15 protein-coding genes are annotated in these 12,628 nt (G+C 71.5%); 8 read left to right on the top strand and 7 right to left on the bottom strand.

Annotated elements, in window-relative coordinates:
- The first annotated feature begins 201 nt into the window (after nucleotides 1–201).
- The gene (locus ACFXGX_RS41130) at nucleotides 202–1,599 is read left to right on the top strand and encodes an FAD-binding oxidoreductase (protein WP_384802912.1); all 1,398 of its coding nucleotides are present in this window, start codon (nucleotides 202–204) and stop codon (nucleotides 1,597–1,599) included.
- Nucleotides 1,600–1,617: 18 nt separating this feature from the next.
- Here ACFXGX_RS41130 and ACFXGX_RS41125 read toward each other — a convergent pair whose 3' ends face one another.
- The 4 genes from ACFXGX_RS41125 to ACFXGX_RS41110 all read right to left on the bottom strand — a co-directional run bounded on the left by ACFXGX_RS41125 (nucleotide 1,618) and on the right by ACFXGX_RS41110 (nucleotide 4,186).
- A complete protein-coding gene (locus ACFXGX_RS41125) occupies nucleotides 1,618–2,424 on the bottom strand; it encodes an SAM-dependent methyltransferase (protein ID WP_384802909.1) in 807 nt (268 codons plus the stop codon).
- A gap of 36 nt (nucleotides 2,425–2,460) precedes the next feature.
- The gene (locus ACFXGX_RS41120) at nucleotides 2,461–2,958 is read right to left on the bottom strand and encodes a hypothetical protein (protein WP_384802906.1); all 498 of its coding nucleotides are present in this window, start codon (nucleotides 2,956–2,958) and stop codon (nucleotides 2,461–2,463) included.
- Nucleotides 2,959–3,124: 166 nt separating this feature from the next.
- Nucleotides 3,125–3,361, bottom strand: coding sequence for a DUF397 domain-containing protein (locus ACFXGX_RS41115; RefSeq protein WP_384802903.1), 237 nt, complete (start codon nucleotides 3,359–3,361; stop codon nucleotides 3,125–3,127).
- A gap of 3 nt (nucleotides 3,362–3,364) precedes the next feature.
- Nucleotides 3,365–4,186, bottom strand: a complete 822-nt coding sequence (locus ACFXGX_RS41110) for a helix-turn-helix domain-containing protein (RefSeq protein WP_384802915.1) — start codon at nucleotides 4,184–4,186, stop codon at nucleotides 3,365–3,367.
- 299 nt (nucleotides 4,187–4,485) lie between these two features.
- Between ACFXGX_RS41110 and ACFXGX_RS41105 the strand changes: the two genes are divergently transcribed.
- The gene (locus ACFXGX_RS41105; protein ID WP_384802900.1) at nucleotides 4,486–5,895 is read left to right on the top strand and encodes a hypothetical protein; all 1,410 of its coding nucleotides are present in this window, start codon (nucleotides 4,486–4,488) and stop codon (nucleotides 5,893–5,895) included.
- Between the two features lie 134 nt (nucleotides 5,896–6,029).
- On the opposite strand, the gene ACFXGX_RS41100 is transcribed toward ACFXGX_RS41105, so the two are convergent.
- The gene (locus ACFXGX_RS41100) at nucleotides 6,030–6,767 is read right to left on the bottom strand and encodes an SDR family NAD(P)-dependent oxidoreductase (RefSeq protein WP_384802897.1); all 738 of its coding nucleotides are present in this window, start codon (nucleotides 6,765–6,767) and stop codon (nucleotides 6,030–6,032) included.
- Nucleotides 6,768–7,286: 519 nt separating this feature from the next.
- Between ACFXGX_RS41100 and ACFXGX_RS41095 the strand changes: the two genes are divergently transcribed.
- The 4 genes from ACFXGX_RS41095 to ACFXGX_RS41080 all read left to right on the top strand — a co-directional run bounded on the left by ACFXGX_RS41095 (nucleotide 7,287) and on the right by ACFXGX_RS41080 (nucleotide 10,054).
- Nucleotides 7,287–7,859 carry an ATP-binding protein gene (locus ACFXGX_RS41095; protein WP_384802894.1) on the top strand — a complete coding sequence of 191 codons (573 nt, stop codon included), beginning with the start codon at nucleotides 7,287–7,289 and terminating at the stop codon, nucleotides 7,857–7,859.
- Nucleotides 7,860–7,924: 65 nt separating this feature from the next.
- A complete protein-coding gene (locus ACFXGX_RS41090) occupies nucleotides 7,925–8,428 on the top strand; it encodes a DUF6624 domain-containing protein (protein WP_384802891.1) in 504 nt (167 codons plus the stop codon).
- A 190-nt stretch (nucleotides 8,429–8,618) separates the two neighbouring features.
- Nucleotides 8,619–9,134: a hypothetical protein gene (locus ACFXGX_RS41085; RefSeq protein ID WP_384802888.1), complete on the top strand. Its 516-nt coding sequence runs from the start codon at nucleotides 8,619–8,621 to the stop codon at nucleotides 9,132–9,134.
- Between the two features lie 83 nt (nucleotides 9,135–9,217).
- Complete coding sequence (locus ACFXGX_RS41080) at nucleotides 9,218–10,054, top strand: hypothetical protein (RefSeq protein ID WP_384802885.1); 837 nt, start codon at nucleotides 9,218–9,220, stop codon at nucleotides 10,052–10,054.
- Between the two features lie 27 nt (nucleotides 10,055–10,081).
- Here ACFXGX_RS41080 and ACFXGX_RS41075 read toward each other — a convergent pair whose 3' ends face one another.
- Entirely contained in the window at nucleotides 10,082–10,624 is a 543-nt protein-coding gene (locus ACFXGX_RS41075) for a hypothetical protein (protein WP_384802883.1), read from the bottom strand.
- Between the two features lie 496 nt (nucleotides 10,625–11,120).
- On the opposite strand from ACFXGX_RS41075, the gene ACFXGX_RS41070 reads away from it, so the two are divergent.
- Nucleotides 11,121–11,771, top strand: a complete 651-nt coding sequence (locus ACFXGX_RS41070; protein WP_384802880.1) for a DUF4360 domain-containing protein — start codon at nucleotides 11,121–11,123, stop codon at nucleotides 11,769–11,771.
- Between the two features lie 84 nt (nucleotides 11,772–11,855).
- On the opposite strand, the gene ACFXGX_RS41065 is transcribed toward ACFXGX_RS41070, so the two are convergent.
- Nucleotides 11,856–12,062, bottom strand: coding sequence for a hypothetical protein (locus tag ACFXGX_RS41065; protein ID WP_384802877.1), 207 nt, complete (start codon nucleotides 12,060–12,062; stop codon nucleotides 11,856–11,858).
- A 195-nt stretch (nucleotides 12,063–12,257) separates the two neighbouring features.
- Here ACFXGX_RS41065 and ACFXGX_RS41060 point away from each other — a divergent pair, with 195 nt between their 5' ends.
- The gene (locus ACFXGX_RS41060; RefSeq protein WP_384802874.1) at nucleotides 12,258–12,497 is read left to right on the top strand and encodes a chaplin; all 240 of its coding nucleotides are present in this window, start codon (nucleotides 12,258–12,260) and stop codon (nucleotides 12,495–12,497) included.
- The last annotated feature ends 131 nt before the right edge of the window (nucleotides 12,498–12,628 follow it).

Below are 12,628 nucleotides of genomic sequence, written 5' to 3'. Positions count from 1 at the left end.
GCGCGCCCGGCGCCGCCCGCCGGGCCGCGGCCGCACGGAGCGTCGCCGCCGGCCCGGGTCGCCGAGCCAGCCGAATGTCACGGGGTTAGGCTAATCATTGATCGGGCTGAAACGGGCACATCGGACCCAATGGCGGAGAGCCTGTCCGGTCCACGGCCCGGACGCCGGGACCTGGGGCGGTCTCCAGATACGGGGATGCACATGTCCACAACACCGGTACAAGCGGCACGCCAGGAACTCTCGGCATTCAAGGGCCAGTTGATCGGCCCGGAGGACTCCGGGTACGACGAGGCCCGTGCCGTCTACAACGCGATGATCGACCGGCGGCCCGCTCTGGTGGCACGCTGCACCTCCCCGGAGGACGTCGCCCTGATCATCGGCTTCGCGCGTGACCACGCACTCCCGCTCGCGGTGCGCGGTGGCGGTCATCACGGGGCGGGCCTGAGCACCTGCGACGACGGAGTGGTGCTCGACCTCTCCCCGCTCAAGGACATCCACGTCGATCCGGCGGCCCGCACGGTACGGGTCGGCGGCGGCTGTCTCCTGGGCGAGGTCGACCGCGCCACCAACGAGCACGGCCTGGCCACACCGAGCGGCATCATCTCCACCACGGGAGTCGGCGGCATCACCCTCGGCGGCGGCCTCGGCCATCTCACCCGCAAGTGCGGGCTGGCCGTCGACAACCTGCTGGAGGCCGAGCTGGTCCTGGCGAACGGCGAGCACGTCCGCGCGAACGCCGACGAGAACACCGACCTCTACTGGGCGATCCGCGGAGGCGGCGGCAACTTCGGTGTCGTCACCTCGTTCCTCTTCCGGCTGCACGAAGTGAGCACGGTCGTCGCCGGTCCCACCTTCTGGCCCGTCGAACTCGGCGCCGAAGTCCTCTCCGCCTACCGCGACTTCATTCCCCACGCGCCGCGTGAACTCGGCGGCTTCTTCCTCTTCGCCTCGGTCCCGCCGGGACCGCCGTTCCCGGAGGAGCTGCACCTGAAGAAGGTCTGCGGTGTGCTGTGGTGCCGCGTGGGCGACGACACCGACGCGGCGGCCCGGGACATGGCCCCGCTGCTCGACGCCCTGCCCGAGCCCCTGCTGCACGGCCCCGCGCCGATGCCGCACCCGGCCATCCAGTCCGCGTTCGACGGCGTCTATCCGCCCGGCGACCAGTGGTACTGGCGGGCGGGCTTCGTCGACGAACTCCCCGGCGAGGCCGTCGACCTGCACGCCAAGTTCGGCGCCGCGACGCCGACCTGGAAGTCGACCATGCACCTTTACCCCATCGACGGAGCCGTCCACGACGTCGGCCCGACGGACACCGCCTGGGGCTACCGCAATTCGGGCTGGGCCGCCGTCTACGCGGGTGTCGATCCCGACCCGGCCAACGCCGAGGTGATCAAGCGGTGGAGCGTCGACTACTCCGACGCCCTCTTCCCGTACTCCGCGGGCGGTGCGTACGTCAACATGGTGATGGCCGAGGACCAGGAGAGCGTCCGGGCGAGCTACAGCGGCAACTACGACCGTCTGGCCGGGGTGAAGGCGGAGTACGACCCCGCCAACCTGTTCCGGCTGAACCAGAACATCGAGCCGGCGTCGAGCGACTGACCTGCCGGGCGGGCCCGTTCACGGTGTGCGGGCCACGCCCCCGTGGACGTCCGTGGGCTCGGGCGACGTACCGGGCTCCGGTCGCCACAACGGGCAGGACACGATGCCGGGTTCGACCGGTTCGAGGCCCTCGTAGAACGCGCCGACCTGTTCGGGGCTGCGCAGCACGTACGGGATCGCCCCCGTGTCGTCGTAGCCCTGCTGCGCCTCCTTGAGCGCCGCGTCCGTGTCCGTGCTGTCGTAGTGCACGAAACAGCTGCCCGAAGGCAGCGCCGCCTGGAGGCGCCGGACGATCGATCGGGCCTCCTCGTAGTCCTGGATGTGACCGAGGATGCCCATCAGCATCAGCGCGACGGGCCGGGAGAAGTCGAGGATCCGGGACGCCGACTCGATGATCTTCTCGGGCTCGTGCAGATCCGCGTCGATGTAGTCGGTGACGCCCTCGGGCGTGCTCGTCAGCAGTGCCTGGGCGTGGCGCAGCACCAGCGGATCGTTGTCCACGTACACGATGCGGGACTCGGGCGCGACGCGCTGGGCCACCTGGTGGGTGTTGTCGTACGTGGGCAGGCCGGTGCCGATGTCGAGGAACTGGCGGATGCCGAGCTCGCCCGCCACGAAGGTGACGGTACGGATCAGGTAGGCGCGCGATGCACGGGCCATGGTCTCGATGTTCGGGGCGACTTCGCGGTACGCGTCCCCGGCGACCCGGTCGACCTCGTAGTTGTCCTTCCCGCCCATCCAGTAGTTCCAGATGCGGGCGGAGTGCGGCACCGTCGTGTCGATCTTCGACAGTGCGTCCTGGTCGGGAGCGGATCGGTCGGCCATCGGAGTTCTCCTGCCGTGCGTCACGCGGTCGGTTGCCTACGCTATCGGCAACAGGCCGATGCGCAGGGCGAGTTGACGGATCGCCCGGGTGGGGTCGTGGGCGGCGCCGGCGGGTTCCCCGGTGTCGAGCGTGATCACGGGGACGTGCTGGGCCAAGGTCCGCAGAACCCGCTCGTACGCGCGTGCCACCTCGGTGTCGTCGGTCCCGCCCGACATGTGGACGAGCGCGCCGTCGCGTTCGGCCACCGCTTCCGCGAAGTCCAGCGCCTGGATCCACGTCACCCGGGAGCGGCCGCGGCGCAGTGGTCCGTAGACCAGTTCGTGGACGAGGCCGCCGTCGACGGCCAGCCGGCCCGGCGCGGACAGCAGTTCGCGGTAGGGCTGGGTGGGGTCCACATGGTGAAGATGCCCGTGCATCGGGCGGATCGTGAAGTGATGGCGGGCCAGCTCCGCGAGGAGCGGGCGCCGGTCGAGACCGTCGGGGCCTTCGACGACAAGCGTCCGGCACCGTGTAAGGCCCTGGTGGAGGATCATGCCCGTATCCCCTCCCTCCGGGACGAACGGCTCGGCCATTGTGGGGGGACAACCCGCACGGCGGGAGTGTGCGTGCGGGTTGTCCGGTTGTGGGGGCGTGGTTGCGGACTCGGGCCTGTCCGGCGCTTCCCGCCGTCGACAGGCCCCGGAGAGGCGCGGGTCTCGCTCAGGCGATCAGGAAGTCGGCCTGCCCCGACTTGGCGCCCGCGATGAACGCGGCCATCTCGTCTCGGGTCCAGATCAGCGCGGGTCCCTCGGGGTCCCGTGACTGGCGCAGCGCGACGCTCCCGTCGGGAAGCCTCTTGGCCTCGACGCAACTTCCGCCGTTGGTACCGCTCCAGGGCTTGTGCCAGCCCTCGGTTCCCAGACCGGCCGCGGACATGCCGTTGTGCACGGGTCCCATGGATCACAACTCCTTACGCAGTTCACCCAGGATGGCCCTGGTCCGGGTGACCGGCTCCGCCTGCACGGACATCCGGTCCAGTACTTCGAGATGACTGACGACGTCGTCGGGCCGGTCGACGTACACCGCGCCCACCAGGCTCTCCGTGTAGACGATGTCGGGGAGTTCGGAGAAGCCGAAGCGGAAGTGGTGGAACGGGCCGAACGCGCCCGGGTGGGCGCCCACACCGAAGCGCATGATCTGGATCCGCACCTTCGGCAGGTCCAGGGCCTCGGCGAGCCGGTCGAACTGGGCCCGCATCACCGCGGATCCGCCCACCGGCCGGCGCAGCACCGTCTCGTCCAGGATCGCCCACAGCGCCGGGGCCTCGGGTTTGGCGAGGAGGTCCTGGCGTTTCATCCGCAGGGCGACGCGGCGCGCGATGTCCTTGCGCGTCTCGTTGGGGAACCCGACGCGCATCAGGGCGGTGGCATAGTCGTGCGTCTGCAACAGGCCCGGGACGTAGTGGGGTTCGTAGAGACGGATGACGCTGGCCTCGCTCTCCAGACTCACGTAGGCGCTGAACCAGTCCGGCAGTACGTCGCGGTACGTGTACCACCAGCCGGGCCGGTTGGCCTCCCTGGCCAGGGAGAGGAAGTCGTCGACCTCCGACGCCGGGACCCCGTAGACGCGGAGCAGCTCCCTCACGTACGGGATGCGGAGCCCGACCTCGGCCTTCTCGATCCTGCGGACCGTCAGAGCCGTGACCTCGATGGCGCGCGCGGCCTCCTCGAAGGAGACCCCCGCCTGTTCCCGCAGGTGCCGCAGCCGCTTCCCGAGAACCATGCGCAGGACGGTCGGCGCGCTGCCGCCGGAGCGGTTCTCGCCCACGTCCTACCTCCCGGGAACGACCGTCTCAGGGGGCAGTGTGCCACGCGGCCGGTGACAGGGACAGAGCGCTGCGGATCGTTCTGAAATTATCAGAACGCCGGTTGCACGGGCGGCGGGAGGGCCACCATAGTGATCGAGTGACCTGTCGCACATTCGGCGACTTTCACGCTCAACTGCGCTCGTCCACACGGCAATTGAAACACCGCCAGATTCGGATCGGAGTGCAGCCGCACGCGGATGTGAGGCGATACGGGATGGCCGCCGTGACCGAGGGACAGACGAGGAACGCCGGCGGGTCCGCCGGAGGCAATCCGGTGCTGGGGGCCGTGCTCAAGGAGGCCGGCTGCTCCTACGCCTCCCTCGCCCTGCGGGTCAATGAACTGGGGCGCCGCCAGGGCACCGACTCCCACTACGACAAGGCGTCGGTCACCCGCTGGCTCCAGGGCCAGCAACCCCGCGGCGGTACACCGGAGCTGATCGCCGCCGTGCTGTCCGAGCGGCTCGGCCGTGCCCTGTCCCCCGCGGACCTCGGATTCCACTCCGACTCCCAGCGCCCCGTCGCGAGCAGAGCGCTCGTCTACGGCGAGGACGTCGCCGAGACCCTGCACACGCTCGCGGAACTGGGCTCCACCGACATCTCCCGCCGCAGTCTCCTCGGCACGGTCCCCTTCGTCCCGGCATCCCTGACGAACCCTCAGCGCGAATGGCTGCTCTGGCTGTTGGAGCATCAGGACTCGCTCTCCCAGGCCCTGCCCGTGAGCGGCGGCCCCGTCGAGCAGGTGCACGCGATGATCGCCGTCTTCGACCAGATGGACAACCACTACGGCGGCGGCGGAGTGCGCACCAGCATCGTGCACTACCTCTCCACCGAGGTCGTCCCCATGCTCCAGCGGCGCGGCACCCCTTCCGGGCAGCGCCGACGGCTGTTCGCGGCCGCCGCCCGGCTGGCCGCCATGGCCGGCTGGAGTTCGTACGACGCGGGGGAGTACGGCCTCGCCCAGCGCTACATGACCCAGGGACTGCGGCTCTGCGCCGAGGGCCGCGACCGGGTGCTCGGCGGCCAGATCCTCGCGGGGCTCTCCCACCTCGCCACCAACCTCGGCCGCCCCGACGAGGGCGTGGCACTCGCCCGCGCCGGAATCGTCACGGCACAGGGAGCCGGCAGCCCCCTCGGACTGATGCGGCTGTACGCCATGTCGGCACGCGGACACGCCGCGCGGGGCCGCTCGGACGACACGTCGAAGGCGCTGCGGCTGGCGGAGCGGCACCTGGCGGAGAGCAAGGGGGCCGAGCAGGAGTCGCCGTGGGTGCGCTATCTGGACCACCACTACCTTCAGGCCGAGTCCGCCCTCTGCTTCCGCGACCTGGGGCTCGCCCGCCAGGCCGAGCGCACGGCGAGCGAGTCGCTCGGCTCGGGCGCCGACCGGCGCCGGCGCCAGGCCATCAGCCGCTCCGTCCTCGCGACCGCGCACCTGCAGCAGGACCGCCTGGACGAGGCGGTCGGCACCGCGACCCTGGCGCTGGAGACCCTGGGCGCCGTCCACAGCGAACGATCCGTCCAGGCCCTGCGTGACTTCCGCAGACGCCTCGAACCCCGTCGCGCCGAACCCGTCGTGCAGGAATTCGAGCGCCGCTCCCGTGGTGTCCTCGGCGCGGCGGCCTGACGAGCGGGCCCGTCACCGGGAGCGGTGCCGTGACCGGAGCGGTGCCGTGACCGGGAGCGGTGCCGTGACCGGAGCGGTGCCATGACCGGGAGCGGTGCCGTGACCGGGAGCGGTGCCAGTAGCCCTCGGGGGGTTCAGTACCCCTCGGGGGAGGGGGCGTTCTGGGCGCGGTCGACCGGGAGGTGCGCGCCGGATATCCCGCTCGACCAGTCCGACAGCAGGAACGCCACGACCCGGGCGACCTCCTGCGGTGCGACCGGCCCGCCGCCCGGCAGCTCCGCCGCCACGAAACGGGCGAACGCCTCGGGTTCCTCCCGGCGCATCCGGTCCCAGCGCCGGCCGGGGATCAGCATGGAACCGGGGGAGACCGCGTTCACCCGGATCCCGTCCGGGCCGAGCTCGCGGGCCAGCGAGGCCGCGAGCTGGATCTGCGCGGACTTCGCGACCGAGTACTGCGCGGGCGGGCCCGGCTTCCAGCCGGAGATCGAGGAGATCACCACGACGGAGCCGCCGCCCGCGGCCCGCAGATGCGGGACCGCGGCCCGTACCAGCCGGGTCGCGTGACCGACGTTCACCGCCCAGGTCGCGGCCCAGTCCTCCGCGTCCGCCTCCTCGAAGCCGCCGCCCCGCGAACCGCCCGTGCAGGCCACCACCCCGTCCAGGCCCCCGAAGCGTTCCGCCGCGTCCTCGACGAACCCCTCCAGGTCCCCGGGCGCGGTGACGTCGAGCCGCCGGGTGAACAGACCCGGGCCCATCGAGGCGGCCAGCGCGTCCAGATCCCGCGCGGTGCGCGCACACGTGGCCACCCGCACGCCCTCGGCGGACAGCAGCCGCACGATCTGCTCACCGAGTCCGCGCGTACCCCCGGTCACCAGCACCCGATTGTCACGCAGTCCCGCACGGCCGGTGTCACCGTCAAGGGACACCGTCGCACCGCCCCCGCTCCCGTTCCTCACAAGATCGAACATACATCCCACGCCACTACGCGCTTGCAACCGGACAACCCGCATACCCCCTGGTCGCCCCGGCAGTCCCGCGTGTTGGCTGCACGGGCAGCCGCAGCGACAGCCGCCCCCCGGGCCGCACCCGAAGGAGGACCGATGCCGGCATCCAGGGCACCGCGCCGCGAGCCGACGCCCGCACCGGTCCACGGCAACCCGGCTCCGGGGCCGGGCACGCGGGCACCGGAAGGAGGGGTCCACCCCGCGGGCGGCCAGGCCCTTCGCACCCACGCCGCCGAGCGACCCGCCCCTTCGGCACCGACCGCATCGGAACCACCGGTGCCACGGGCCCCGACTCCGGCCCCGACCGAGCCGCTACGGGCTGTGGCTCCGGCCCCGACCGAGCCTCTACGGGCTGTTACTCCGGCCTCGACCGAGCCTCTACCGGTCATGGCTCCGGCCCCGACCGAGCCTCCACCGGTCGTGGCCCCGGCCCCGACCGGTCTCGTACCGTCAGCGACCCCGTCAGCGACCCCGTCAGCGACCCCGTCCGCCGGGACCGCCGGGACCGCCGGGACCGCCGGCTCCGGCGGCACCGCCATGAACCGGGTGCGCGGGGCGCACGGGCTGCGGACCACCGTCCCGGCGCACCCCTCGCGGGTGCCCGGTGTGCGGGCCATGGTCGCCGAGTACCTCACCCGCCTGCGGCTGCCGGCCCAGCGCGTCGACGACGCGGTGCTCGCGACCGGGGAACTCTTCACCAACGCCCTGAGACACGGCAGCCCCGACCGCGGCGACACCATCACCGTCGGCATCGCGTGCGACCCCCGCGAACTGCGGGTGTCCGTCGCCGACCGCTCGTCCGCCCTGCCCGCCGCACGGACGGCGGACGGGGCCGAGGAGTCGGGACGCGGACTGGCGATCATCGCCGCGCTGAGCGACGACTGGGGCGTCGCACCGGCCGACCCGGGCACCACGGGAAAGAAGGTGTGGTTCTCGATGGTGCTTCGGACGGTGCCGTGAAGGCCGTCCCGAGGCGTCGGGCCGGGGACGCCGGGGCGCGCCCGGGGGGCCGGGGCGCCGCGCCGATGGTCCCGGAGCTCGCCAGGGCCCTGGCGGGGGAGCTCGTGCGCCGGGCCGACGAGGAACGCGCCCTGATGCGCCAGGCACGCGACCGTCCCGCCGGAGCGTGGCGCGAGCCCCTGGCCGCGTGCCGCGCGGGCAACGCCCGGGCGCTCGCGGTGATCGTCCGGCGGCACGGCTGGCCGACCACCGCCCAGGTCGGCGCGGCCGCCTCGACCGCGGCCCTGATGATCCTGCTGCACGCCCCCGACCTCGGTCTGCAGCTCGGATGCCGCGATCTGATCGCCCGGGCCGCGGCCGACGGACTCTGTCCGGCCCTGCACCACGCCTACATCGCCGACCACTGCGCCGTCGAACTGGGGCTGCCGCAGTTCTACGGCACCCGCGTCGACCCGGTCACCCTGCGCCCCTGTCCCGTACGCCGTCCCGGGACCGTCGACGAGCGGCGCCGGGACGTCGGTCTCGGCCCGCTCGACGAACAGATGCGGCGTCTGCGGGAGGGCCTGTGAGGCTCCCGGGAAACGTGATGTGCAGCACGCCCCGAAATACCCCGTTCGGGTGGCGCGGAATGATTGTGGCTGGGCACGGCTTGATCACCGATCAAGAAAGGAGAAATTGCTGGCCACGGCCGGTGCGGCGCATTTGACACTTCGTTGAGGGCACAGATAGGAACAACTCTCTGAAGTGGAGAGGTGGACTGTGCGCGAGCCCAACGTGGTCGGGGACTGGCAGGAGTACGACGAGCAGGCCGGCCTGCGTGTTCGCGTTCATGGTGTGGAAAAGGCCGAGCCCCCGAAGGGGCGTGACGACGCCGCCGACGAACTCACCTACTTCAGATTGCGGGTGACCGTCGAGAACCGTGCCACCGAACACTTCGGCATCCACCTCGAAGACGGCCAGATCGATATCCGCGTCGGCGCCGACGGCGAGAGCGCTTTCCTCGACTGGCGGAACTCGCAGTTCATCGAGGGATACGACATCTATCCGCTGCGCCGGGCCACCGCGGTCCTGTTCGCGGCCGGCCCCGACGCCGTCCTCGACCGGATGGACATCCAGGTCCAGCTCAAGGTCGACGACGAGTGGACCGAGCGCTTCCTCTGGGCGGGCGGCATCGAGAACGACACGCCCGTCGACACCGCCGCGCGACCCGACACGGCCCGGGACAGCCTCGCCTGCCAGGTGACCAACTTCCTGCGGCGCGAGGCGGAGTCCTGAATCGCCCGAGTGGAGTCCTGACCACCTGAAAGGCGACGAGTCGGGCGAACACCGGATTTCGCCCCACGGGCTATGGTCGCCGGGTGAGTCGAACCGAAGCGCGCTCCGAAGGGGCGGGCCCCTTCACGACCCGGCTGACCTGGCGTCTCGTGGACGGTCGTATCGCGGTCTGGGAATCTCGCCCGGCCCGTAAACGCGGCTTGCTCACCGTCCGCGTCCCGGGGGAGACGGAGGGCCGCTCCCGGCGGGCGGACACCGCGTCGATCGCCCGGCTGCGCCGGCTGAACGTCATCGCCGCGGCCGCGTTCACGGTGGGCGGGCTGCTGTTCGCCCTCGGGGCCGGGGTCGCCCAGTTCGGCTCAGGGGGTCTGACGGGCGCCTGGATCTACTTCACCGGCGGCCTGTTCTTCAACACCGGGGGCTACGCCTCACTGCTTCAGGCGGTCAACGCTCCCCGCCGCGACAGCGCGTCCGACGCGCTGGCCGGGCGGCGCTGGCGGTGGTGGAGCTACGAGCCCGGCCGGATCGACTGGCTCAGCACGTTCCTGCTGTTCGTGGGGACGCTCGTGTTCGGCGTCAATCTGCTGGACTCGCTGCTGAAGGGACTCTCGGTCCAGCAGACGGACCGGCTGATCTGGGCCCCCGACATGGTCGGCTGCGTCCTGTTCCTGGTTTCCGGTCACCTCGCCGTCGTCGAGGTCTGCCACGGGCGCCCGCGCGTCCTCGCCGGCGACCTCGGCTGGTGGATCGTCGCGGTCAACCAGCTCGGATCCGTGCTCTTCCTCGTCTCGGCGCTGGCCGCCTACACACGGCCGACGACCGGCAGTCTCGTGAACGTCGACATCGCCAACTGGGGCACCCTCGTGGGAGCGCTGTGCTTCTCGGCCGGGGGCGTGATCCAGTTCTTCGAGCGGCCCTGAGAGCGGCGCGGTCTGTCCGCCGATCGGCTACCGATCGCTCGCCGGGTTGCCCTCCACCCACTGGATGAGGAGCTGCCGCACGTACGGATTGCCCTCCTGGGCGGCGTGCGCCAGCCGCTCCGCGCTCGCCCGAGCCGCCCGCCAGCCCGCGGGGGTGTCCTCGGCGTTGGCCTGGTCCGCCGCGGCCAGCGCGTCGGCCGCCAGGAGCCGAAGGTCCTCCGAGAGATCGTCGTCCGCGGCGGCCCGGTACGCCTCCAGGCGCAGGGCCGCGAGGGCCGCCGGTGAGGGAGCGGGTTGCGCGGGCGGCTGGGCGTAGCCGCTCACCGCTATGACCACGCAGAAGGTGGCGACGTCCCGGCGGTTCTCCGACTGGCCCTTGGCGATGGCGGGCGCGAGCCACTTGGGAGCCCGCCAGTGCGAGACGGCGGTGGCGACGAGGAGGGCAACGGCCAGCAACGCGAAGGGAATCCAGCCACCGAAGAACCAGCCGAGCGGCCCGAGGACCAGGAAACAGACGGCACTGCTCATCCATATCCGGCGGCGGCCGAGTCTCAGGTGTCGTGGATCCATGTGTCTCAGTGTCTCAGGGGCGCCCGGCACGCGCCGAGGGGGCGGGTGATTCCCGCGGTCCCACCGCCTTCCGGCCCGGCCGCACTCGGCGCCCGGTGTCCGGCCGCTCCCCGCGCCGTCGTGGCGGGCACGCGTCGTGACGGCTGCCGGTCCCGGAACGCCCCGCGCCACGGACCCGGGTGGCGTGGACCGCCGTGAACCGGCCTCGTGACCATGGCGGCGGGTGTGAACGGCGCGTATCGAATGGCCGGAGATGGTCCTGTCCATCGCGACCACCCGTACGTACGATTTCGTCGCTCCCGGTCTTCACAGCTCCTTCACAGCCGGGAGTCGGCTGCGCGTGCGCATTTGTCATGCGCATGTACAAATGAGCCGCGCTTGATCCAACGCACTGGTCCGCGACGGTTCCCCGTCTCCCCGGGGAGCCGCACCCCCCATTCATGGCGGTACGCCCGTGTGCTGCCGCCGGAACACCTACGCAACGGATTGGAGCACCATGGCCGGTGGCCTGTTCATGGGTGGCGCGATCGCCGCCCTGTTCGCCACAGCGCTTCCCCTGTCGAGCCCGTCCTCCGGTATCCAGGACCCGCCCCCGGACAAGATCGTCATCAGCGTCGCGACGGTCAACGGATCCGGCTGTCCCCAGGGAACCGCGGCTGTCGCCGTCTCCCCGGACAACACCGCCTTCACCGTCACCTACAGCAGCTACCTCGCCCAGGTCGGAGGCAACGCCGACCCCACCGCGTTCCGCAAGAACTGCCAGCTCAACCTGAACGTGCATGTCCCGCAGGGCTTCACCTATGCCATCGCCAGCGCCGACTACCGCGGCTTCGCCTCCCTCCAGCCGGGAGCCAGCAGCACGGAGAAGGCCTCGTACTACTTCCAGGGATCCCCGAACACGGCCTCCATCACCCACCCCTTCCGCGGCCCGTACGGCGACGACTGGCAGACCACGGACACCACGGACTGGGCCCAACTGGTCTGGGCGCCCTGTGGTGTCCAGCGCAACTTCAACATCAACACCGAGCTCCGCGTCAACGCGGGCACCTCGACGCCCGGCAGCTCCAGCTTCATGACCATGGACTCGACGGACGGTGACATCAGCACCGTCTACCACCTGGCGTGGAAGGAGTGCCCCGGCGCCTGACCCGCGCCCTCCCAGGCGGGTCCTCGGCCGGCTCCGCCGCATCGGGGCCGGCCGAGCGGGTCCACGATCGTCCGAGGCGGCGCCCTACGGCAGCAGTTTGTCGACCGCCGCGGTGCCTTCGTCCTGGAGCTTCCGCTCGGCCCAGGCGAGGCTCTGCGGTGTGACGTCGCGACCCGCGGCGAGAACCAGGTCCTCGGCCGTCACCGGGCCCTCGGTCCCGGTGTGCAGCAGTGCGTCGGGGGTCGCCCTGTCATCGGAGGGTGTGGACGTGTCGGACTGGCTCATCGGCATGGTCTCTCCCTGTTCCACCGGATCTGTATTCACGCTACGGGCATTCCGTACGCCCCGCGCGACACGCCGTGTACCGGAGCTGATCCACGGGTGTCGTGGGGGCGAACCCCCGTTCGGCTGCGCTGGAATGTCGGCTTTTGTTCGCGGAGGTGATGGTGAAGGAGCTCGCACCACTGCGAATGAACGGAGCTTGGAATGCGTATTCGTCTGATGGCCGCCGCCGGACTTGCCAGCGTCGCCCTGCTGGCCACCGCCGGGACCGCCGCCGCCGACACCGGGCCGACCGGTGCCGCGGCGAACAGTCCTGGACTCCTGTCCGGCAACGTCGTCCAGATCCCGGTCCACATCCCGGTCAACCTCTGTGGCAACACGGTCAACGTGGTGGCGCTGCTGAACCCGACGGCGGGGAACACGACCAGCTGCTCGAACAGCTGACGGTCCGACGTCCGCGGGTCCCGGCTCTCGCTGCCCGGACCCGCTGCCCGGCCCGGTCCCGGCGGGCCCCTCCAACTCCCCCAGTATGCCGCCGGGGGCGCCCGGGTTGGGGGGGGGGGGGCCGCGGCGGC

The organism is Streptomyces sp. NPDC059371, assembly GCF_042751995.1.
In the GTDB taxonomy this organism is placed as follows: domain Bacteria; phylum Actinomycetota; class Actinomycetes; order Streptomycetales; family Streptomycetaceae; genus Streptomyces.
This window is presented reverse-complemented; position numbering and strand designations above follow the sequence as displayed.

What these genes read in the sequence shown, in the direction of transcription:
- ACFXGX_RS41130 (WP_384802912.1), top strand. Translation starts at nt 202, where the DNA reads ATGTCCACAACACCGGTACAAGCGGCACGCCAGGAACTCTCGGCATTC.
- ACFXGX_RS41125 (WP_384802909.1), bottom strand. Translation starts at nt 2,424, where the DNA reads ATGGCCGACCGATCCGCTCCCGACCAGGACGCACTGTCGAAGATCGAC.
- ACFXGX_RS41120 (WP_384802906.1), bottom strand. Translation starts at nt 2,958, where the DNA reads ATGATCCTCCACCAGGGCCTTACACGGTGCCGGACGCTTGTCGTCGAA.
- ACFXGX_RS41115 (WP_384802903.1), bottom strand. Translation starts at nt 3,361, where the DNA reads ATGGGACCCGTGCACAACGGCATGTCCGCGGCCGGTCTGGGAACCGAG.
- ACFXGX_RS41110 (WP_384802915.1), bottom strand. Translation starts at nt 4,186, where the DNA reads ATGGTTCTCGGGAAGCGGCTGCGGCACCTGCGGGAACAGGCGGGGGTC.
- ACFXGX_RS41105 (WP_384802900.1), top strand. Translation starts at nt 4,486, where the DNA reads ATGGCCGCCGTGACCGAGGGACAGACGAGGAACGCCGGCGGGTCCGCC.
- ACFXGX_RS41095 (WP_384802894.1), top strand. Translation starts at nt 7,287, where the DNA reads ATGGCTCCGGCCCCGACCGAGCCTCCACCGGTCGTGGCCCCGGCCCCG.
- ACFXGX_RS41090 (WP_384802891.1), top strand. Translation starts at nt 7,925, where the DNA reads ATGGTCCCGGAGCTCGCCAGGGCCCTGGCGGGGGAGCTCGTGCGCCGG.
- ACFXGX_RS41075 (WP_384802883.1), bottom strand. Translation starts at nt 10,624, where the DNA reads ATGGATCCACGACACCTGAGACTCGGCCGCCGCCGGATATGGATGAGC.
- ACFXGX_RS41070 (WP_384802880.1), top strand. Translation starts at nt 11,121, where the DNA reads ATGGCCGGTGGCCTGTTCATGGGTGGCGCGATCGCCGCCCTGTTCGCC.
- ACFXGX_RS41065 (WP_384802877.1), bottom strand. Translation starts at nt 12,062, where the DNA reads ATGCCGATGAGCCAGTCCGACACGTCCACACCCTCCGATGACAGGGCG.
- ACFXGX_RS41060 (WP_384802874.1), top strand. Translation starts at nt 12,258, where the DNA reads ATGCGTATTCGTCTGATGGCCGCCGCCGGACTTGCCAGCGTCGCCCTG.